Here is a 22531-nt window from a genome sequence, read left to right on the forward strand (position 1 = left end):
TACGTGGCGCTGAAAGGCGCATTTTTGATGCAAATCATTTATTACTGTGATAACACTGCGCGCGATAAAAACATTAAATATATTCACATAGTAAATATGTTCTATTGGAATGGTTGTTTTCGATATGACAAAAGTCTAAAAAACCCATTGATGTGAAAAGGAATAAGAATTGTCTATATTCCGATTCTGTGGAATTAAGTAATTTCTCGGATAAAAATAAGAAATGATATTGATATTTCTTTTTTGATATGGTTCTTATAGCGGCTATGGTTATTCAGGAAACGATGCTTGAATGCCTGGCGTAATAGATTTCAGGTCAGTAGCGCTATTGTAAAATGGATTGTTGATGGCAGAAGGTATTTAGCAAGAATCCAGTTATAGCAGATTGTCGGTATTTAATCTGGTATACAGAGACACCAACGAAATGGCTGGAAAATGGAACGTTCTTTCATTGTTGGCGTTCCGTCCTTGTCAGCCTGCTTTGCCGCATGATAATCACGGAGGGGGGATGGACGCCATCTATTTAAAACTGGACGGTATTGAAGGCGAAAGCCGGATCAAAGGTTTTGAAAACCAAATAAAACTTATTGCTTACAACCACAACCCGACGAAACGGGAGTCCGGCGAAGCGAGAGGGACATATATTGGAGGGTTGACGCTGACAAAGCCAGTCGATCTTGCTACACCAGGCCTCTATGAGCACTATTGTAACGGGAAAACGGTGAAAGGAGGCGTGCTGACATTATGCCGTCGTGATAAGGGCGCAATGCTGCCATTTATTATTTATACGCTCACCAATGTGCGAATTTCACGCATGAGCAATCATGGCGACGCCGAAGGCAGCGCCACGGAGACCGTGGATTTGGTTTATAGCCATATTCGCTGGGATATTCCCGCATTAGCGTCGAAAAGCAAAACACGGCGGCCCCTTCACCGACAGGCGCTGTGGCGATGAGAACAAAACAAGCTTGCGGACTCGCAGTGGGCGATGCTGTATAGCGAAATGGCATTTAGCGGCTTGCGAAGGCTGATGAGCGCTCATGTAACCAATCGATTGCCTGAAAAGGCGATAACGCATGGCCCTTACACCCGTTATGATTTTTACGCATAGCCGCTAATAAAACGGCATTTTTTATATACACATCAAGTTGATAGTGTGTTTCTGACCTTGACGTAAATAAGCGGGAAAAGCGATGAAACACACCATTGGGATACTGGGGGGGATGGGACCTGCGGCAACGGCGGATATGTTGGAAAAATTTGTTGAATTGCGACATGCCAGTTGTGATCAACAACACATCCCGCTCATTGTCAGCTCTATCCCTGATATTCCCGATCGTACAGCATGTCTGTTATCCGGCGGGCCTTCGCCATACCGTTATCTGGAGCGTTATCTGCATATGCTGGAAGACGCCGGGGCGGAGTGTATCGTTATCCCATGCAACACTGCGCATTATTGGTTTGATGATTTACAGAACGTCGCGAAAGCGCGAATGATCAGCATCCTGGACGCCACCTTGGGGGATATTCCGCCATCGGCGCGGCACGTTGGTCTGCTGGCGACCAATGCGACGCTGGCGACCGGGCTATATCAAAAGAAAGCGCTGGCGCGGGGGCTGACGCTAATTCAGCCAGAAGAAGCGGGGCAGGCGTTGGTAATGCAGGCTATTTATACGCTTAAACGTGGCGATAAAACTGCGGCGCAAGCGCTGCTGCTGCCGCAAATCGATAGCCTTATTGCCCGTGGCGCTCAGGCAATTATTATGGGGTGTACCGAAATTCCGCTTATTGTGGCCGGACATGAACGCGCGATAGCGTGCCCGATGATTGATTCCACAGCGTCGCTGGTGCGCGCGGCGATTCGTTGGTATGAGTCCTGGCCAGACACCCGCGCCTCTTTGACCGGGGAACAACGCCTTACCGCCTGAGGTGTTTACAGCGCGGCCTGAAGCCCACGCAGGTCGCGCCAAAATGTTTCGGCTACCTGACTCATGCGGGTATTCATGCGATAAGCATAAGCCTGGATCGGAATAACCAGTTCGTTGGCATCAAGCACGATCAGGCGCCCGTCGGTAATCTCCTGACGGATAGCATACTCGGGCAACCAGGCGATTCCGCAGCCGTCCATCGCAACCTGTTTTAACAATTCACTCATCGAAGAGACGAAAAATGTACTGAAACTCAGTTCAGCATGGCGAGTCAGAGTACGATTTATCAGCCGGCCCATATAGGAGTTTTGACTGTAATTAAGCAGGGGAAAGTGCGGCTGCTCAAGCGTATAGCGCGGCTCGCCCCGGCCATTGTTGGCGCAAACCGGAAACAGTCTCGACTCAAACAGACGGATATTATCAAACGGCGCTTGTTGCAGGTTTTCATCGTGATAAGAAAAGATAAAATCGCTTTGCCCCTCACGTAACATATCCACCGCCTGGTCGACATCTATCGCCTCAACGGCGTAGGTAAACTGCGTCGGCATCTGCTTAACGATGGTCGGCAACAGGCCGAGGGAGAGCGAATGGGCGGCGGCAATCTTGATTTTACGCAGCGTATAATCGCTGCCGCCGCGCAGTTCGGTCAGATTACTTTCCAGCTGCTGTAACAGGTGGCGAACCTGAGAGTGAAAGATTTTACCCTGTTCGGAAAGCTGTAGCGGTGAGACCTGCCGGTTAAACAGTTCAACGCCCACGGCATGTTCCAGGGCGCGAATCCGCCGGCTAAAAGCGGGTTGCGATACGTTGCGGATAATGGCGGCCTGAGAGAAATTGCGGCACTTTTCCAGCGTCAGAAAATCATATAGCCATTTTGTCTCAATATTGTGCAAACCTGCTCCAGTTACATCCATTTACCGTTATCCTGTCAGCCGCCCGAAGAGGCATTCTACGTCCATTCGGGCGGCTGACAACCGCTTATCCCGTCCTCTTTCAGGATGCCGCGATGGGGCAGCCTGAAACTAGCGGGAATTACGCCGGTTCAAAGGTACCTTTTACGCAGGCTTTCCCCTCATTGACCATGCGTTTGCCGCGCGCATACACCTGCTCAATGCGTAAATCTGCGCTAAAGACAAGCAGATCCGCATCGTTACCGGGACGGATTTCGCCTTTGCCGTCCAGACTGAGGAAGGCGGCTACGCTGGTCGTCAGCGGGCGCAGAGCATCGGTCAGGCTGAATCCGTAGTGATTAACCAGCGTCTGCAACGTCTCCAGCAAACTTTCGAAGCCCGCGACGCCGATGCCCGTCAGATTTCCGGCAGCGTCAAATAGCGGCTGGCTACCGTTACCGTCTGAACTGAGCGTCACCCGGGAAAGCGGGACGCCGGCTTTTACCGCTCTGGCAATGCCCTCCGCCGGCGCGACGGGATCCGGGATACTGGTGGTAATGTCGATTACGCCGCCTTTAAGCGCAAACGCCAGCGCCTGCTCGAAAAGCGATTCGCTACGGTTGACGTGGGTAGGCAGCAGTTTACCGATCGGCACGTCGCTGTTTTCCAGGATGTCATACAGCGGCTGTAACCCTTTTTTGCTGCTGCCCATATGAAAAACGCTGACACCGGGTTTACCGCCCAGCAGGCCGCCAACGCGTGATTCAGCGGCCATGCTGGCGAGTTGATTCCCGCTGGGCGCGGCGGAACGGTGGTCGGAGACTGCGCATTTCACGCCAATGACGCGATCGATCAGCGCGACGTCTTTTTCTACCGAGCCAGTAATGGTCGGCGACGGAACGTGATAAGCGCCCGTGAGCATCCAGGCGGTGATCCCCTCCTCATTTAGCGCTCGCGTTTTGGCTAACAGCGACGCGGGATGACGGCTGACGGAGTCGGTGCCAAGCAGGCCGACGACCGTTGTTATCCCGGCTTCCGTCAGGCGGCTCAGGGAGACTTCCGGCGTCCGCGTCGTCGGCCCCGCTTCGCCGCCGCCGATCAGATGAACGTGTTGGTCGATAAAGCCCGGGCACAGCATACGACCGCTAAGATTAATCACCGCACAGTCCGGTACGATATCGCTGGGGATGTCAGTGCCGACGGCAATAATTTTGCCATTCGCGAGCAGAACATCGCAGATGCCCCGGTCTTCTGGCGCAAACAGGTGCGCACCCTGTAATAAGGTAAACTCCGCGGCGGATAAATCAGGCATGATAACTCCTTATTAAACAATAAGCTGCATGATCCAGATCGACAGCAGCGCATTGATGGCGCAGACTGCGATAATATGCGGGTAATATTTGGCGTTGACTTCGGCAGTACCGAGACAGCGGCCGACATTCTGTACCGGGTTTCCCATCAGGTAAATGGCTGGCAGTAGTACGGTAACATCGTGGCCGCTTAGCGCGCCGGCGGTAGCCAGACTGGCCGCCACGCCAACGGCGCCGCCCATACTCATCAGCGAAGCCAGAAGCACCGTAGCCGCTTCGCCAGGAAGCCCCCACAACGCCATCACGGGCTGGCAGATATGGCCTACCCAGTCGAGCAGACCGGTAATTTTCAGCGCCTGAATAATGACAAATGCCATGACCACATTGGGTAACAGGTTGGTCGTGGCGATGGTAAAACCGCGGCGTGCGCCATCGATAAACATATCCATGACATTCTTACGTACCTGAGTCGTCATGATTGGGCTCCTTGAGCAGGGTGACGGCGTTCTTCGATGTTAATCCAGACGCGCAAAAGGTTTGCGCCGATAAATTTGAATAGCAGAATGACCACCAGCGGAATGATGACTGACGTCCCCAGAAAGGCGAATACCGCAACGCCGGAGGAGAAATAGTTGGTGATAATAGCGCTGCCGCTGGTCTGCCAGGCGGCAAAAATCACTTTATCGCGTTCGGTGATTTCGCCTTCCTGCGCCAGTTCTTTGGTCATACCCGCCGCGGCGTCGGTATTTTGCAGGTTGGCGATCAGCGCCAGTGAGCAAATACCGGGAATGCCAAGCAACGGTTTCAGGATGGGCGTCATCAGTTGCTGTGCCGCCCGCAGACCGCCCAGTCCATCCGTAATCGCGATGATACCCAGAGAAAGGATAACCGACGGTGCCAGCTCCAGCGCAAAAAGGAAGCCATCTTTCGCGCCCGTTCCGCCCGCGCCGCGAAAGGTCTGCGTACCGGTCACATGACCGAATGACCCGTTGAGTACGGTAAAATCAAAAACGCGCCACCAGCCTTCGCTTCCGGAAAATACGCCGGAAAAGAAAATAATGGTGAGAAAAAACGCCAGGTATCCCTTTATCCCGACCTTTTCTGTATCAAGCGGCATGGCCGCCCCGTCCACTTGTTGCGCCATAGCGATCCCCGAATTTTTTTGATGATGTGTTGGTTGTAGCCACAGGCCAAAAAGCCCGAAACAGAAAGACCTTATCAGTCATGAGGGTAAGGGCAAAATGCAAGTATGTATCGTGCTATGCGTTTCTTGCATAGCAGCGCGAAAAATCACCATCCTCGCTACTGCCGGAGGCGCGGGGAACCGTGGACGGTATAACGCGAGGTAAAAAAGCAAAGAAACAGGTGTTGACGCAGGCCGAAGCCGGGAGCAGGAAAAAGGAGAAATAAATTTGACGTTAGTCAATTTCACGCCACTTAATTATCGTTGTTAAAAAATAGGATTTTTTAACCTAAATTTTACTTTTTTACTGTAATTTTTCACGCCTTAAGAGGAATTGTCACGGTCAGGTCAGTAGCCGCTGATAGGTCAGCTTGCGCCCTAAGAATCCTACGGGCAGGTAATAAAAAACGAATAATCGAATTAATTTCATAATGTGATTTATTTATAATTGTGATGATTTGAGAGGGAGCGATAATCATCATAATGGAATATATAGCCAAAATAATTCGAGTTGCGTAAAGGCGGCAAGGGAGTGAGTCCCCAGGAGCATAGATAACGATGTGACTGGGGTGAGCAATGGCCCGTCAGGGCGAGGCCCATGGATGGGCCGGGTAATCCGTAGCCAACACAGAAGCCACTTGAAGTAGGAAGGGTATATAAAATAATAGGCAGATTGATAGCACTAAAAACCATAAAATAATTATAGTTTTTAGTGGCATCTTTACCCTGAAATAACGTGTTGAGAATGTGCTATTAAAAACAGATCCGCATTGCGCCGCGAACAGCGTTAAAGATACAACCCGGTGCGGAGAGCGCGGGTTTACTCTACCGCTTATTCACGTATCACAAACCGTTTTTGTTTTATCTGCTGCGCGGCGCTGATCAGCGCGGCAAAAAAGAGCGCCGCGGCGCCGCAAAGCGTGGCGTTGATAATTGCCGACGCGCCATTGCCTGACAGACTGGCGGCGAGCGGACCGAGAATTTGCCCAATACCATACGTTAGCGTCACCAGGCCTAACAAATTAATATTACCCGGCGCGCTGAGCTGTCGGGCAAGCGGCATCACCAGCGAGGTTGTGCCCATAAACGTGGCGCCAAAACCAATACTGCTCAGTATTAACAGCAACAACGAGTCGCTGGCGAGAGACAGCAGCACGCAGGCGCTCTGGATCAACAGATTCGCGGTCAGACATGGCAGGACGCCCCAATGTTTTGCCGCCCACAGCCAGCCGAAGCAGCCGGGAATGATCGCCAGGCCGACCAACGACCAAAGGTGCGCCGTGAGTAGCGGAGAGCCCGCGCTTTTCGCCATCAGCGGCAAATAGGTAGCGACAATGATGTAGCCGAATCCGGCGAAACCGTACAACAGCGCCAGTTGCCACCAGGGCATAGGCTGATTTTCGATTCTTGCTAAGGGCGCAGGCGGCAGCGCATGAGCGCGGGGGGGAATCAACATTGCCACGATTAATAGCAATATACCGGCGAGCGCTCCGGCCCCCAGCCATAGCGAATGGGCCGAAAGCGCATAATGTAAACCGCCAATGACATATTCGTTGCCCAGTGCAATCCCGGCCCCGACGCCGGAAAAGAGCGCGGCGATCACAAACGGATGGCGGGTATGATGCAACACAATCATTGATCCAAAAATCATCATTCCCGCACTCGCGACGCCTGCCAGGAAGCGTACCAACATGACGACCGCGGGCTGAGTAAATATCGCCATAGACAGAATAAGAATACCGGTGGCGACCGCCGAAGCCAGCAGCATGGGGCGTAGACGAGAGGGGAGATGAAAAAGGCCAAAGGAAAACAGTAAGCTTCCCGCCAGGTACCCTGCATAATTGGCGCTGGCAATCCAGGAGAGCTGATTAAACGTTAGCTGCTTTTCCGCCAGCATTACCGGCAGCATGGGCGTATACAGAAAGCGGCCAACTCCCATCCCCAGCGTCAATACCATCATACCGAAAAGCGCCGTAAAAATGGGATGGCGAGGTGAAGCGCTCTGAGCATGAACCATGGTTTTTCTCTTTGCTAAAGTAAGGCAAGAATGCCGGATTGTTGTTGCAAATGATAATAAAAAGTAAAATTAATGTTTCAAATTTGCAAGAAAAGAAAGTGAAGCGCAGGCGAATAACGGATTGAGCAGAGGGGCATCGGTGGGAAATGGCATTAAATTAATGCCTCCCACGTGCGGGGTTTGGCAGTTAATCTGAACGAGAATTGCGCCTTCCCCTTCTTAGATACTGAGCAGTGCCGGTATTTGCGACAGTAAATATAACACCAGACCGATAGCGCCGCCGACCAGCGTGCCGTTCACGCGGATAAACTGCAAATCTTTACCGATATTAAGCTCAATCTGCTGCGACATATCGCGCGCATCCCAGCCTTTTACGGTATCGCTGATGTGGCGCGTCAGGAAGGCGGCGAATTCCGGCGCGACGCGGTGCGCGGCCTGTTCCAGATGACCGTTAAGCGAGGCGCGTAATGCGTCGTCGGCGATCAGCGTCTCGCCAAACCATTGTCCGGCATGAGCGATGCGCTGCTTCACCTTCGAGTCTTCGGCGTTGATATCTGTTTTTAACCACTGGCGTAGATCCGCCCAGATCTCGCCGAGATAACGGTTAAATGCCTCATCTTCCTTCAGGTAACTTTTAATGTTTTCTGCCCGGGCAGCCATTTCCGGATCATGTTTAAGTTTATCGATCAGCTTATACGTCGCGCGATCGAAGGCATGACGAATCTGATGCGCGCGGTCGTGACTGATATCATCCAGCAGAGAATTTACCGCGTCGGAGACCAGTTCAGCGCTGTGTTCTCCCAGCCATTCGGTCGGCAGAATCTTCGCTTTTAACGGATGTTCGGTCTCCAGCCAGCGTATGATCTGTCTGGCGATAAATGTTCGGGAGCTGTCACGCTGTAACAGGGCGATAAGCTGGGCGATCAGCGTATCGAGTAACACCTGGTGACGATCGTTTTTGGTCATGCTTTCCAGCATCAGGGCGCTGGTGCCGGAAAGATCCACTTTATCAATCGCCTTATGTACCGCTCGCTTGAGCAGCCGCTGAATACGGGCGTCATCGGTCAGTTCCAGAAAGCCGCTCATAATTTGCAGCAGATGCTGCCCGACCCGGCTGGCGTTGTCCGGCTGGCTGAACCAGTTTCCGATAAGCAGCGCGGGTTCATGGCGGCGGATTAGCGCGATCAGCGACTGCGTATCAAGGAACTTCTCCTGCACAAATTGCCCAAGATTTTCGCCGATTCGGTCTTTATTACGGGGAATAATCGCCGTATGTCGTGAAATAAACGGAATGGGAATGCGGCGAAACAGCGCCACCACGGCAAACCAGTCCGCCAGCGCGCCAACCATCGCCGCTTCGGCAATAGCTTTTACGCCCAGCACCCAAAAACTGGGCGGCAGGAAAAGCGTGGTCACAAACGTCGCGGCGGCTATCAGCAACAGTGAGAGCGCCAGGCGTTTGGCGCGTTTGAGTTCGGCGATTTTATTCATAGGGTTAAGGATAGAGCCAGACGGCAGGAACGTGCAAAAAACATCAGGTTATCCTTTGCCGGATAAGCCTCTATCCGGCAGAGTGTTTACTTCTCAGCGGCCAGTTCTGCCGCCTCATGCTGGCGCACGCGCTGTAATAGTGTCGCCAGAGTGAAGACCACAATCACCCCGGCCACCGCTGCCAGCAGGTGAAACGGCAGTCTCCCGCCGTGAAACCACAGCCAGCGGCCAACTTCGACCGACACCGCCATCACCGTCAGAATCACCATGTTCAGCGAGGCTGAAACCGTCCCTTTTGGCAAGTTGTTGGAGAAAAGCGTGAAGCGAAACAGCGTCGGGAAAATCATGCCAATGCCGAACGCGTACAGGCTGGTGCCCAGCACAGACCAAAGCCAGACGTGCGGCAGAAGAAGATTACCGAGGAGTAATGTCGCCAGCCCGCTTAACTGGATTGGTACGGCGCGCCAGATAAAACGCGGTCGGGTTGGATCTTTCACCAGGCGCACAACGATCATATTGGCCACGATCACCGCGCCGAATACGGGCACCTGCGCCCAGGCGAATTGCGAAGTACTCATCCCGCCGGCATCGATCAGGATCACCGGCGACACCGCCACCCAGCTCATCATCGGGATGTAGCTCAACGACAGCGTCGCCGCCCCGGTGAGAAAAATCGGGTTGCGAAACACATTGCGAAAATCGCGCAGTACGCTCACCGCGCTGAACGGCACCGCGCCGCGTTGCACCGTTTCCGGCATCGCCAACAGCAGGCCGCACAACGCCAACAGTCCCATCACCGCAATAATACCGAACAGCACCTTCCAGTGAACGAAGTGCATCAGCGCGGCGCCGGAGAGCGGGCCGATAACCGGCGCGACCAGCACAATGGAGGTAATAATCGCCATCAGCTTAATGGCTTTGGTTTGACCGAAAGCCTCCTGTACCGTGACGTAGCCGACCGTTGCGATAAAGCAAATGCTGGTGCCCTGCACAAAACGGGCAACCAGAAACTGCGTCATTGAGGTCGTCAACAGCGTTGCCGCGCAGGCGAGAGTAAACATTAATGCCCCTGCAATCAGCACTGGCCGGCGGCCAATCCTGTCGGATAGCGGCCCCAGAAGCCATTGCAACGCCATTCCTCCCGCCAGATAGAGACTGACCGAGGCCGGCGCAAGACTGACGTCAGCATTAAAATCGCGCACGACGTTAATGATGCCAGGCTGAATCAGATCCGTCGTCAGATAGGCGGCAAAATCGTACAAAATCAGCGCCATCGGGAAAAATAACGTTGTGGCGCGTTGGGAGAAAAACTGAATAATCCGTTGCATAAAAAATGCGCTCCATGTCGGAGAACCCCATGATGGGACAGCGAAACTCAATACCGTCGTCGTGACGTCAGGCAGGCGATGGAAACAGCGGCTGCGGATGTACTGAATTTCATGTAATCAAAAATGCTGCCGGTGAAAACACAGACAGGAAGAGACGCGTTCTGAATCTCGTCAGAACGTGTGGCGATTACAGATAACAATCAGCACATCACACCTCGGGAAATTTACGTTGCACGGAAAATATACACATTAAGTGTAATTAAATTTTGATGTTAATCAAAAGAGTTTGTCTGGTTAATAAAGATAAAGGCAGGGCGCGCAGGATGGTATTTTGCGTGTTCAGTTCCGAAAATGCATGTGCATTACAGATAACAGGATTTATCTTTCGTCGCGCCTCGCAATGCTGAAAAGGTACGGATGAGAAAGGAATTTTCAGGAGGTAGAGTCGCAGCATTCTGGTTTGGGGTGACGGAGCGCCATGAAAAAATCGACGACCTCAACACCGCATGATGCGGTGTTTAAAACCTTTTTGCGCCACCCGGAAACCGCCCGCGATTTTATGGAGATTCATCTGCCGGTGTCGTTACGCCAGCTTTGCGACCTACGGACGCTAAAGCTGGAACCCGGCAGTTTTATTGAAAAAAATCTGCGAGCCTATTATTCCGATGTGCTTTGGTCGCTGAAAACGCGCGAGGGCGACGGTTATATTTACGTCGTGATTGAACATCAGAGTACGCCGGATGCGCATATGGCGTTTCGGCTGATGCGGTATGCGATGGCGGCAATGCAACAGCATCTGGATGCGGGGCATAAGTATCTTCCGCTGGTGGTGCCGATGCTGTTTTATCACGGTGTTGATAGCCCGTATCCTTTTTCGCTGTGCTGGCTGGATGAGTTTGCGAACCCGGAAGTGGCAAGAAGACTCTATGCCGCTGCCTTTCCGCTGGTCGACATTACGGTGGTATCGGATGATGACATTATGCAGCACCGCCGCATTGCGCTGCTGGAGCTCATCCAAAAACATATCCGCCAGCGCGACCTGCTGGGACTGGTTGAACGAATTGCTTCGCTGTTAGTTACTGGTTGCGCTAATGACAGGCAGCTTAAAGCGCTGTTTAATTATCTTATGATTCAGCACGGACATACGCCTCGTTTCACCACGTTTATTCGTGATGTGGTAGGGCATGTCCCGCACACTAAGGAGAGACTGATGACGCTGATAGAGAGGATCCGCGCAGCGGATCGCAGAAAAGGGGAACGGCAAGGAAGACAGGTTGGTCTGGAGGAAGGGCTGGAAAAAGGTCAGCGTGTTGCCGCATTGCGTATCGCCAGACAGATGCTGGCGGACGGACTTGACCGCGAGACTGTCCAGCGGTTCACCGGCCTTACGGCTGAAGAGCTTCAGGATGTTAGTCACTAACGCGGCTCCAGTCTGAATGTTGCAGGCCCGGTGCCCACCGGGCAACGCGCTCTATATTATCGTTGATAACCGCACGAATATACCGAACTTTACCGATAGCGCCAGCCATCTCTACTACCCTTATTGTTCTGAGCGGCATTTACGGCTGCCTTAATGACGATAACAAGGAGACATGTGATATGGCTTACCAGACAGTGAATCCTGCCAATAATCAGCTCATTAAAGAGTATCCCCCGCACACGGACGCGGATATTGAAGCCGCGCTGCAAAAAGCTGACGCGCTCTATCACTCCGACTGGTCTAAGGGAGAGATTGACCAACGTCTGCCGGTACTGCATAAGCTGGCTGACTTGATCGACAGCCGTGTTGAAGAACTGGCAAAAATCGCCAGCCAGGAGATGGGCAAGCTCATCGAGCAGAGCCGTGGCGAAGTCAAACTGTGTGCGCAGATCGCTCGCTATTATGCGGATAACGCGAAGCAGTTTCTTGCCCCGGTGCCTTATAAAACCGAGTTTGGCGACGCGTGGGTAGAACATCATCCGATTGGCGTCATCATGGCTGTTGAGCCGTGGAACTTCCCGTACTATCAGTTGATGCGTGTGCTGGCGCCGAACCTGGCCGCTGGTAACCCGGTGCTGGCGAAACATGCCAGCATCGTACCGAACTGCGCCGAGACATTTGCCCATCTGGTGCGTGAAGCCGGCGCGCCGGAAGGCGCATGGACCAACCTGTTTATTTCCTCCGATCAGGTGTCGAATATCATCGCCGACCCGCGCGTGCAGGGCGCGGCGCTGACCGGATCTGGAAAAGCGGGGAGCGCCGTGGCGGCACAGGCGGCGAAGCACATTAAAAAATCGACGCTGGAACTGGGCGGGAACGATGTGTTCGTCGTGCTGGACGATGCCGATCTTGAGAAAGCGGTGAAAATTGGCGTGCAGGCACGGCTCACTAATGCGGGGCAGGTATGTACGGCGGCGAAGCGCTTTATCCTGCATGAGAAAATCGCCGATCAATTCCTCAGCCAGTTCACCGAGGCGTTCAGGAAGGTGAAGGTGGGGGATCAGATGGACGCTTCTACCGAACTGGGGCCGCTGTCGTCGAAAGATGCGCTGGAAACATTGACCAGACAGGTCGAGGAAGCGGTAAAAAATGGCGCGACGCTGCACATTGGCGGCAAGCCGCTGGAAAGCAAAGGCAACTTCTTTGAGCCGACCATTCTGACCCACATTACGCGTGACAACCCGGCGTACTTTGAAGAGTTCTTCGGCCCGGTGGCGCAGATGTATGTGGTGAAAGACGATGACGAGGCGGTAAAACTCGCCAACGATTCCCACTACGGCCTGGGCGGTGCGGTGTTTAGTCAGGATATTGAGCGTGCTAAACGCATGGCCTCCCGGATTGAAACCGGGATGGTTTATATCAACTGGCTGACCGACACCGCAGCGGAGCTGCCGTTCGGCGGCGTTAAGCGTTCGGGCTTCGGACGCGAGCTATCGGATCTGGGGATTAAGGAGTTTGTGAACCAGAAGCTGGTAGTGGTGCGCCGCTAATCCCTGTTGCCCCTCTGAAAACGGGAGGGGCCTGGCTTTTTGCAGCGAAGGACGCGGATCTTAAATCAGAACGAAATAAGCGAACAAAACACCCTCAATTGCCCTCCTTATTTATCCACGTTGCACTAACCGTGCTTTTTATCCCGATATTGTTTGTACAGACATTCATGATGCCCGCATTTTCTGTTCTATGCGGAGGCCGGTATGGAATTTTACGAGAACCGCCCCAGACAACCATTCATTGGCTTTGTGCAGCTCAGACGGGCGCTAAAAAGGTGGTGGCTGCGTAAGCGGGCCTGTCAGGCGCTGCAACGAATGAGTGACGAGCAGTTAAAGGATATTGGGTTGGAAAGGAAGGATGTGGAATAACAGATAAGAGCCAGTAAAACTGGAAAGGCTGGATAATCTTATCTTAACCTCTCCAGTAGGCGGGTATCCTGGAGCGCTAATTTTCCTGCCAGGCTTTCTCGATCAGCAGTTTGGCTTTATCCAGATCATGTTCGTTACGCACAATCAATTCGACGTCGCCGGTTCCCCAGTGGCCAATGTTTGTGACGTCCCGGCTAAATCCTTCTTCAAGCTGGATATGCTGTGGATTGATTTTCAGCCACAGGCGTAGGTGTGGGTCGGTCACGGGATAAACGGCTACGCACAGAAAGTTGCGAATGAGGCGGAAGGCGTCATAGAGCTTAAGCTCTTTAAACTGAACCTCATCACTGAGTGACAGCACATAACTTTTTAGCTGTTCATATAATGAAAGCAGCGCGGGAGAGGCCGAAGAGAGCTGTTCGCGCTGCGTGCGGGTATGGCGTTTACCGCTGCTGACGGAACCGTTCGCGATGATGTACTGAGGGCTATTTTCGACCACGGCGTTAACCAGTTCCAGCATTAACAGGTCGTCGGCAAAAAGCTTGTAGCGAATCAGGTTGATATTGCGGTTGATTTGCTGAACGGCATGTTCGTCGTATTTATTAAAATCGGCGGCAATACAGATTAACCGTGTGCCGGACCAGTCAATGGCTTTGGCCGCGGTTTTACTTATTTTTTCCATCACCAGCAACTGAAATTCCGCTTTATGATCGAGTAGCCAGTCGAGATAAAAGAGCCCCTGGTTAATGACGTTTTCATTGCTGTGGCGTTTATATTCAATAATCACCGGGCAGTTATTTTCGTCGAGGCCGAGGGAATCAATTCGCCCACGATGGGTTTTACCCGTGCGGTATTCGGTCTCGAGAAAGCGGACGCCAAGGAATGTTTCCATATGGGATTCGATCAGCATTTGCAGATCTTTTTCAATGGCTGCGGCTTTGCCCGGCAGTTCTTGTACTTTCCCGCCACCGAGGCGGAAAAGCTGAATATCGCTCATGGATCCCTCCTGAATTTTCTGTGCACTATCATACGTTATGTGAAAAGAGATAAAAGCGGAAATCGGGCTTTTGGAGGTGAGATATGTTATAAGCCCGACAGCAGGTGGTTACCGGGCAGCGGGCCGTAGGTCGGATAAGCGTTAGCGCCATCCGACGCTAAAATTAATGCAGCGTATGACTATGGTGCTGCTTAAAATTCTCCGCCTGTGCCAGCACCCCCATATACACATCATCATTCGCCACTGGCGGGAACTTATGTTTGTGCAGCAGCAAGATCAACTCCACCTTCAGCTTGGCTTTAATATCATCACGCTTGCTCCAGTCTGGGTACTTTGACGTGTTATCCACGACGGCCTTCATCTCTTTCGCCAGCGCCAGCATTTTGTCTTCTTCATAGGTGAACTGATATTTATCACGCATATGCGCCAAAATGTCGTAGAAGGCTTTCTCTTCTATATCAATCCCCATTTCGGCATAAGTGCCCATTTCGGTTTTAATATCGTAGATAATATCGGTCATCTCCTGACTGAAGGAATCGAATTCCTCACCATTGAGAACATCATCCTCCCGGCGTTCGTTATATTTATCCATAATTGACTGGAAACGGCGGGTGAAGTTGATCCCCTGAAGCTGGTTGATCTGTTTAAAATCGCTGATGGCTTTTTCCAGCAGCTTTTGCAGCAGTTGGATCTTGGTTGCCGGCAGTTTGATCTTATTAATGCGCGCCAGATAATCGTCGTCGAAAATATCGATCGACTCCGCTTTCTTGTCGCCGAGGAAAAACAGCTCTTCCACACCGTCGGCTTTCAGCGCTTCGGCGATCATCTCGCGCACGCGGGCGTTCATTTGGGTCACGTCCGGGGCGTCGCCTTTGGTCAGCTTAAAGACGATGGAACGCACGGCAATATAAAAGTGAATAGCGTCGCGCTCGGCCTGCGAAAGCGCTTCGCTGCCGCAGCAGACGTCATAGGCCGCTTTCAGACGCTTCACCAGCCCCATAAAGCGGCGTTCTGTCTTCTGAGTGCGCATGACAAACTCTGCCGCCTGATTCAGGCACGCCAGCTGCGCCTGCGGTTCTCCTGTGAAGTAGGCCCGGCTGTCGAAATCGTGTAAAACCTGCGCCAGCAGATCGAGATGATTTTTCACCTCAATCACCGACTGCTGAATATCTTCAAAGTTGGTGGCATCGATGCGCGAATACATCGCCAGCGCCTGGTTCATCTGGCGCTTAATGCCGATATAGTCGACGACCAGCCCTTTGCTTTTGCCTTCCAGCTTGCGGTTAACGCGGGAGATGGTCTGGATCAGGTTATGCTTTTGCAGCGGCTTATCGATATAAATGGTGTCCAGCTCCGGCACGTCAAAACCGGTCAGCCACATGTCCACCACGATGGCGATTTTGAAATTCGACTTCGCGTTTTTGAACTGTTTATCCAGCTCTTTGCGGTACTCTTTACTGCCCAGCAGCTCGTACAGTCTGGCGTCATCGTCCTTACCGCGGGTCATGACCATCTTGACCATTTCGGACGGAGGCAGCTCTTTTTCCTCTTGCCTGGTCAGTTCAACCCCATTCGGGGCCTGCTTAACCTCAAACCACGCCGGACGAAAGTCTTTCAACTGACGATAGAAATCCCAGGCAATCTCGCGGCTGGCGCAGACAAACATCGCCTTGCCTTTCACCGTAGAGCCTTCGGTGACGCGTTTCTCATAGTGTTTAGCAAAGTCTTCCGCCAGTGCTTGAAGGCGATCGTCGTCGCCGAGAATGGCGTTCATGGTGGCGCTGGCTTTTTTGCTCTCGTCGATTTGCCACTCGTTGGTACCGGCGTCAGCGCACTCTGCGTAGTACTTTTCCACCTCTTCCAGCTTACCGGCATCGAGGATGACTTTCGCGGCGCGGCCTTCGTAGACGATGCGTACCGTGATTTCATCCTGTACGGATTCAGTCATGGTGTAGCTGTCCACGATAACGCCAAAGACTTCCATCGTGGCATCGATAGGGGTGCCGGTAAAACCGACGTAGGTCGCCTGCGGCAGCGAGTCGTGCAGATATTTAGCGAAACCGTAGGTTTTACGCACCTTACCGCTCTCTTTATCGACGATCACTTTCTGATCGAGGTTGACCTGGCTGCGGTGCGCTTCGTCGGAAATACAGATGATATTGCTGCGCCCGGAGAGCAGTTCAGTGTCTTCGGTAAATTTATGGATGGTGGTCAGGAAGACGCCGCCGCTGTTGCGACCGGCCAGCTTCTCCCGCAGATCCTCGCGGCTGGTGACGGGCACCACGGTGTCGTCGCCGATATAGTTTTTGGCATTGCACATCTGCGCCGAGAGCTGATCGTCGAGATCGGTACGGTCGGTGATCAGCACGATTGTCGGGCTGGCGAACTCGACGCTTTTCATCAGCAGACGGGTTAAGAACTGCATGGTGTAGCTCTTGCCGCAACCGGTCGCGCCAAAGTAGGTGCCGCCCTTGCCGTCGCCGAAAGGTTTACGCGCCCGTTCAATGCTGTAGTACAGCTTGCGCGCCGCATAGTACTGCGGGTAGCGGCAGCAGATTTTCACTTCGTGTTTGGCTTTATCCGGGAAGCAGATAAAGTTTTTGATCACGTCCAGCAGACGGACCGGGTGAAACAGCCCCTGAATCATCGAGTGCAGGGAAGGGATGCCGTCCTGCTCGCGGTTTTCATTGCCGGTGACTTTACGGCAGGAGTAGAAATACTCGTACGGCGCAAACAGGTTACCCATTCGGTTATTGACGCCATCGCTGATAATGCACAGCGCGTTATAGACAAACAGCTGCGGAATATCGCGGCGATAGCGGGTGCAGAGCTGTTTATACGCGTCGCCAATATTGGCTTCCTGCTCGCGCACCGCGCTTTTAAATTCAAACACCACTAACGGCAGGCCGTTGATATACAGAATGGAATCCGGAATGCGTGGCTGGTTTTCTTTGCCGGTGATGGTCAGCTGATTGACGATTTTTACCCGGTTCAGCGGCTGGATAAGATGATAACTTGCCGGCGTTTCTGCGGCCTGTTGCAGCGGCACATCTTCGGTATCGAACAGTTCACGCAGCGCGGCGGGCAGATGCCGGGTGTCGAGCAGTTCGATATAGAGATCTTTCTGCTGGCGATCGTCGCGTTTAAACAGGAAACCGTTGGCCAGCCAGGCGCAGAAGGTTTTGTTGCTTTCATAGAGATCGGAGGCGGGCAGGGTGGTGAACTGTTTGATCAGCCGCTGGATCTCCTCTTCGGTGATGCCGTCGGCCTGATAGCGTGCGGCGAGGTAGTGACGAAGATCGTCTTCGATAATCACCTGATCGAGGCTGGAACGCGGCACATTATCGCCGATCAGGTGCTGATAGCCCTGATCCTGTAACAGTTCAATTATCGCCTGTTCTAACTTCGCTTCACTGAATGAGAGATGCATATCTCGCTCCGGCCCTGGATGCTTTTCTGGTAAAGGTTCCTGTAACTGAAGAAAACCTTACCAGAAAGCCCCTGATTTAACAGGGGCAAAATGCATTAAGCGGGTTCGGTTTGGTTGACTAAGTTTGGTAGATCCTCCAGGGAGAGCTCACCGGAGATAAGTTTGGGGAGCAGGGTGTCGCGGAGGGTGGTAAGATGTTTACTTTCGTCATTGTTAAGTTGCCCTTTTGACCAATAATCTTTTAAGAGCAATTCAAATTTTTCTAAAATGTTTTTATTGGGTAAAACGATTCTATATTTAAGGAGGTCTTTAGCCTCTGCTCTCGGCATTCTTGTTCCTATAGAGCGTAAATTTGCATATGCTACAAACTCATCGGTAAATACATACATTGCCATTAAAGATTTATAATATTTCTCTTTGGCTCGAAAAACTAATATATCAGTTGAGCATATCCCTGAAAACGGAGTTATTGCCACTTTGTGGAAATAAGGACGTAACTTGCCGAATAGCAAATCACCTTTATTGAAAGCTGATTTGTTACTGGATACATCTCTACCATTCCCATAATTAGTAATAAAAATATGTTTACGTTCTAAATGTTCCAGTCCTACATAATGAACCTCAGAAGAGATATCTTCCGATTTGACATTTTCTTTTACTAATTGAGCAATTTCGGAAAAACTTTCAATGCGCCAGCCTTTAGGTACCCAACCCAACTCTGTTTCTTCAAATTCAGCCGGGAACAGTGTACGAATATCCGCCGGAAGTGGTTTGAAATCTGCACTGTTACGTACTTTTTGACGCAGTTCGGCGCGAGATTGTAGCGCTTCCGGGATTGGGTTTCCCGCATCCAGCGCGTTATCAATCACCGGGTCGAAATCCACAAACCAGGATTTGAACAGGGTTTGGGACATTTGTTCCAGGGTTTGGTTGATTTGGCGGTTTAGATTGATTTTGTTATCAATAGACTTGGAAACCTCAGAGATTCGCTTTTGCTCTGAAAGTGGAGGGAGTCTCAACTTAAATTCTTTCAAAATACCAAGGTTGATATGAGGAACTCCTCCAACAATAGCATTATTTTCAATCAATGCCTTGGCTTCATTAGTTCTGAAATATGTGTAGATAAAATATGCATCCGCTTGTTTCGGATTTACAGTCAACTTCATTTGGCTCTGTGACACAATATATTTTTCGTATAATGAGTCTTCAGGAATTAACGCTACTTGTCCCAACGTTCCCCGTTGTGTAAAGACAATGTCTCCACGAAAGGCCATATTACGTTGTAATTCATTTGCTTTATCTGGAGAAACAAAAACAAAGTCACTCTCTGAAAATATGTCTCCAGCTAAATTGGTGCCCCGGATAACAGGAACACCTGAATCGACATAATGTTTTTGTGAAAGAGAAGAACCGAACGGGCCTCCAACACAACTATATTTCTCAGGTAACTTAATATCGTTAATGCTAACGGTGGTCCACTTACTCCCCATAACCAAACGCCTCCAGGTTCTGGCGAATGGCTTTATTCAGTTCTTCCGCCTGCTTCATCTGCGCAAACAACGTCTGCGACAACTCGCGCATTTTGGTTTCAAACGCCACGCCGTCGTCTTCCTGCTCGGCGGCGCCGACGTAGCGGCCGGGCGTCAGCACATAGTCGTTAGCCTTCATCTCTGCAATAGTCGCGACCTTGCAGAACCCAGCCTGGTCTTCGTACTGCGCCAGCTTGCTGTCGCCGCGTTTAACGCGTGCGGCCAGCTCTTCCGGCGTGCTGCGCCAGGCATGGTAGGTGTCGGCGATGGTGGCGATATCGTCCGCCGTCAGCTCTTTAGTGGTACGGTTCATCATGGTGCCGAGATTACGCGCATCGATAAACAGCGTTTCGCCCTGACGGTTGCGGTAGCCCTTGGCCGGATCGGCTGCCTTCGATTTGGTCATAAACCACAGGCACACCGGGATCTGGGTGGTGAAGAACAGCTGGCCGGGTAGGGCAATCATGCAGTCGATCAGATCGTTTTCGATCATCTGCGCGCGGATCTCACCTTCGCCGCTGGTGTTAGAACTCATCGAGCCGTTCGCCAGCACAAAACCGGCGGTGCCGTTGGCCGACAGCTTGGAAAGCATATGCAGAATCCAGCCGTAGTTGGCGTTACCGGTCGGCGGCGTACGGTAGCCAGCAAAGCGCAGGTCTTTGGTCAGTTCGGCATCGTTGCGCCAGTCTTTCAGGTTAAACGGCGGGTTGGCCAGAATATAGTCGGCTTTCAGGTCCGGGTGCTGGTCGCTGAAGAAGGTGTCCGCCGGGCGCTCGCCTAGGTTGGCGGAAAGGCCACGAATCGCAAGGTTCATCTTCGCAAGTTTGTAGGTTGTCGCCGTCAGCTCCTGACCGTACAGGGCGATATCACGACTTTTGCCCTGATGGCTTTCAACAAACTTCACCGACTGCACAAACATCCCCGCCGAGCCGCAGCACGGGTCATAAATTTTGCCCTGGAACGGTTCCAGCATTTCGGTCAGCAGAGTGACCACGCATTTTGGCGTATAGAATTCACCGCCGCCTTTGCCCTCGGTGGTGGCAAACTTGCCGAGGAAGTATTCGTACACGCGACCGACCAGGTCTTCTTTCGACAGCGCTTCCACGTCGGTTTCGTGGGCCAGCGTTTCGATGTTGTCGATGGTATCGATAAGCGATGCCAGCTTCTTGGTTTCCAGATTCTGGCGGCTGAAGTAGTTGTCCGGCAGCGCGCCTTTCAGCGTCGGGTTGCGCTTCTCAATGGTGGAGAGGGCGGTATCAATGCGTACCGCAATGTCGTCCTGCTTGGCGTTTTGCTTGATAAACGACCAGCGCGCTTCCTCCGGCAGGTAGAAGATGTTGTCCTGCTGATAGAAGACTTCCATCTCAAGGAAATCGCCCTGTCCCTCGTCTTTCATCTTCTGACGGCGGGCTTCAAACTTATCGCTGATAAATTTGAGGAACACGAGGCTTAGCACCACGTGCTTGTACTCGGAGGATTCAACGCTGCCGCGAAGCTGGTTCGCGGTATCCCATAATGTGTCTTCAAAGCCTTTCTTTGCTTTGGCTTTTTTCGTTGGTGCTTTGGCCATGATGAACTCAATCAGGAAAAATAAGGTGGCTATTGTAACGGTAAAAGCGGTGAAGTTCGCCCTTTAGTCGATTTCCAGCTCATCAAACAGCTGTAAATCCACATCCAGCAGTTCCACCGCATTGCTGCGCCTGATCCCGACGTTATTTTCGATTAACAACTCCAACAGGCGATCGCCGTCGATCAATGTAATGGGCGCGGCCCCTGGAAACAGTGCGGCCTCTGCGCATTTGGCGGCAAACTTGTCGGTAGTGATTAGCGTACCGCGAATGGCTTTGTGGTAGGGTAGTGCACCGCGTAGCTGGTCAATATAGAGGCGGGTAATGGTGTTTTGCATCCGCTTCACCTGCACTACTTCGGTAATGGTGGTGATGCCGACCTGCACTTTACCGATGACATACACGCCTTTGTCACCAGAGGCTTTGTGACCTCCACCTGTTCATAACCCATCGCTTCCAGCAACTGGCCCACCAGATGTTCAAATTTGTACGGGTTCATGGTAGAGAGCTGTTCGCGCAACACCTCTTTTGGCTGCTCGTTATAGCGTTTTACGGCGTCAAGCAGCTCTTTGCGCGGATCGGTACGACGTTCAGGTAGCGTTTTGTTGAGCCATTTTCGGACTGCATCGGTAATTTTGTAGCTCATTCCTTCACGGGCAACCAGTCTTCGTTCGACCAGATTATAAAGCCGGGCATAGAGCGTAGTTTTAACCGAGCTAGGGGAGGCGAATTTAGAGTGCTGGTGCAAGGAAGTCTGCCATTCCGGCAACAGATCTGCACGTCTGGCCTGTTTACGGCCAGCCAGTAACGCCAGTAGCATGTAACATGCCTTCGATATCACCAAGTTTGTGTAGCGTGGCCTCATCGTGATCCATAAGTAGTCGCCCCTGTTCGCTGGGGTACCAGCCGCCGTCCTCGGCAGTTTGCATCAGATCGAACAGAGGGTTATTGATAAACATGTAGCAACCATAGCTGTGGCGTGGGTTCAGGATATAGTTATCCATATTCCAGATTTGCCAGGCTATGCTGGCATCTTCACCGCTGAGCCGTTCTTTAATCCAGTTATCCGGCTCGGACCAGTCAACCGGGTTCTGCGGGGGGCCGGTCTGCTCCTGAATGGCGGTGATCATATTTCGAACCGCTTTAACTGAGCATCTTGCGACGGCTTTCATCATGGCCAGGGTCATGTTCGTATGTTGGAAAAGCGGGGTAATCACTTTATAATTCTTCACGTCCATCCCTTAACGATTGCTGTGTCAATAGTTTGCTATAACAAGTACAAAATTCCTTGGGATGAATCACTTAACAGATAGAACGAGATGATTTTAGCATGCGGTAAAAGTGGAATATTTGTTCATGAATATGGAGAATATCCTTGGCAAACCATCTGTCTCATTCCTGGCAATCCTGATTGAGCCAGATATTGGTCTTGCCTGTAAAACGATGGTCATCTTCTTCCTGATTCAGTACCGTCAGTGGGCTATTGATTAATAGTGTCTGTAGGTAAAATATTCATATAAC

Annotated in this window: 18 protein-coding genes and 1 pseudogene; 6 read left to right on the forward strand and 13 right to left on the reverse strand. The window is 51.9% G+C overall.

Annotation, left to right across the window (positions count from 1 at the left end; genetic code table 11):
* Positions 1–424 precede the first annotated feature (424 nt).
* Both ACFK9X_RS03950 and ACFK9X_RS03955 read left to right on the forward strand, forming a co-directional pair.
* Positions 425–955: an Hcp family type VI secretion system effector gene (locus ACFK9X_RS03950; RefSeq protein WP_151115621.1), complete on the forward strand. Its 531-nt coding sequence runs from the start codon at positions 425–427 to the stop codon at positions 953–955.
* Positions 956–1193: 238 nt separating this feature from the next.
* Complete coding sequence (locus tag ACFK9X_RS03955; RefSeq protein ID WP_000683251.1) at positions 1194–1928, forward strand: aspartate/glutamate racemase family protein; 735 nt, start codon at positions 1194–1196, stop codon at positions 1926–1928.
* A gap of 5 nt (positions 1929–1933) precedes the next feature.
* Here the strand turns inward: ACFK9X_RS03955 and hypT are convergent, their stop codons facing one another.
* The 7 genes from hypT to mdtM form a co-directional block, all read right to left on the reverse strand.
* Positions 1934–2842, reverse strand: a complete 909-nt coding sequence (gene hypT, locus ACFK9X_RS03960; protein WP_151115623.1) for a hypochlorite stress DNA-binding transcriptional regulator HypT — start codon at positions 2840–2842, stop codon at positions 1934–1936.
* A gap of 118 nt (positions 2843–2960) precedes the next feature.
* Positions 2961–4130, reverse strand: coding sequence for a beta-aspartyl-peptidase (gene iadA, locus ACFK9X_RS03965; protein WP_151115625.1), 1170 nt, complete (start codon positions 4128–4130; stop codon positions 2961–2963).
* 12 nt (positions 4131–4142) lie between these two features.
* Complete coding sequence (locus tag ACFK9X_RS03970; protein ID WP_151115627.1) at positions 4143–4604, reverse strand: YjiG family protein; 462 nt, start codon at positions 4602–4604, stop codon at positions 4143–4145.
* Entirely contained in the window at positions 4601–5272 is a 672-nt protein-coding gene (locus ACFK9X_RS03975; protein ID WP_000068752.1) for a nucleoside recognition domain-containing protein, read from the reverse strand. Before ACFK9X_RS03975 ends, ACFK9X_RS03970 begins: the two co-directional genes overlap by 4 nt.
* Before the next feature lie 871 nt (positions 5273–6143).
* Entirely contained in the window at positions 6144–7328 is a 1185-nt protein-coding gene (locus tag ACFK9X_RS03980) for an MFS transporter (RefSeq protein WP_000233266.1), read from the reverse strand.
* 219 nt (positions 7329–7547) lie between these two features.
* Entirely contained in the window at positions 7548–8819 is a 1272-nt protein-coding gene (locus tag ACFK9X_RS03985) for a DUF445 domain-containing protein (protein WP_001033033.1), read from the reverse strand.
* A gap of 86 nt (positions 8820–8905) precedes the next feature.
* Positions 8906–10147: a multidrug efflux MFS transporter MdtM gene (mdtM, locus tag ACFK9X_RS03990; protein WP_151115629.1), complete on the reverse strand. Its 1242-nt coding sequence runs from the start codon at positions 10145–10147 to the stop codon at positions 8906–8908.
* A gap of 478 nt (positions 10148–10625) precedes the next feature.
* Here mdtM and ACFK9X_RS03995 point away from each other — a divergent pair, with 478 nt between their 5' ends.
* Positions 10626–11567: an Rpn family recombination-promoting nuclease/putative transposase gene (locus ACFK9X_RS03995; protein WP_151115631.1), complete on the forward strand. Its 942-nt coding sequence runs from the start codon at positions 10626–10628 to the stop codon at positions 11565–11567.
* A 179-nt stretch (positions 11568–11746) separates the two neighbouring features.
* Positions 11747–13117 carry an NAD-dependent succinate-semialdehyde dehydrogenase gene (locus tag ACFK9X_RS04000; RefSeq protein ID WP_151115633.1) on the forward strand — a complete coding sequence of 457 codons (1371 nt, stop codon included), beginning with the start codon at positions 11747–11749 and terminating at the stop codon, positions 13115–13117.
* Between the two features lie 94 nt (positions 13118–13211).
* On the opposite strand, the gene ACFK9X_RS04005 is transcribed toward ACFK9X_RS04000, so the two are convergent.
* Complete coding sequence (locus ACFK9X_RS04005) at positions 13212–13355, reverse strand: hypothetical protein (RefSeq protein WP_031604638.1); 144 nt, start codon at positions 13353–13355, stop codon at positions 13212–13214.
* Between ACFK9X_RS04005 and yjiS the strand changes: the two genes are divergently transcribed.
* On the forward strand, positions 13322–13486 hold the full coding sequence (yjiS, locus tag ACFK9X_RS04010) for a DUF1127 domain-containing protein YjiS (protein WP_151115635.1): 165 nt from the start codon (positions 13322–13324) through the stop codon (positions 13484–13486). The two genes, ACFK9X_RS04005 and yjiS, sit on opposite strands and share 34 nt — an antisense overlap.
* 76 nt (positions 13487–13562) lie before the next feature.
* On the opposite strand, the gene ACFK9X_RS04015 is transcribed toward yjiS, so the two are convergent.
* From ACFK9X_RS04015 to ACFK9X_RS04035, 5 genes and pseudogenes are all read right to left on the reverse strand, one after another.
* Positions 13563–14483, reverse strand: coding sequence for a DUF5655 domain-containing protein (locus ACFK9X_RS04015; RefSeq protein WP_001280247.1), 921 nt, complete (start codon positions 14481–14483; stop codon positions 13563–13565).
* Between the two features lie 163 nt (positions 14484–14646).
* Positions 14647–17913: a type I restriction endonuclease subunit R gene (locus tag ACFK9X_RS04020; protein ID WP_151115637.1), complete on the reverse strand. Its 3267-nt coding sequence runs from the start codon at positions 17911–17913 to the stop codon at positions 14647–14649.
* A 95-nt stretch (positions 17914–18008) separates the two neighbouring features.
* Entirely contained in the window at positions 18009–19403 is a 1395-nt protein-coding gene (locus ACFK9X_RS04025) for a restriction endonuclease subunit S (protein WP_020839639.1), read from the reverse strand.
* On the reverse strand, positions 19393–21012 hold the full coding sequence (locus ACFK9X_RS04030; protein ID WP_151115639.1) for a class I SAM-dependent DNA methyltransferase: 1620 nt from the start codon (positions 21010–21012) through the stop codon (positions 19393–19395). The genes ACFK9X_RS04025 and ACFK9X_RS04030 overlap by 11 nt, the downstream gene beginning before the upstream one ends.
* A gap of 63 nt (positions 21013–21075) precedes the next feature.
* A pseudogene (locus ACFK9X_RS04035) lies at positions 21076–22242 on the reverse strand (restriction endonuclease).
* A 124-nt stretch (positions 22243–22366) separates the two neighbouring features.
* On the opposite strand from ACFK9X_RS04035, the gene ACFK9X_RS04040 reads away from it, so the two are divergent.
* Complete coding sequence (locus ACFK9X_RS04040; RefSeq protein ID WP_263641779.1) at positions 22367–22501, forward strand: hypothetical protein; 135 nt, start codon at positions 22367–22369, stop codon at positions 22499–22501.
* The last annotated feature ends 30 nt before the right edge of the window (positions 22502–22531 follow it).

The sequence above is a fragment of the Salmonella sp. WC3 genome (genome assembly GCF_042932255.1).
GTDB classification, from domain to species: domain Bacteria; phylum Pseudomonadota; class Gammaproteobacteria; order Enterobacterales; family Enterobacteriaceae; genus Salmonella; species Salmonella enterica.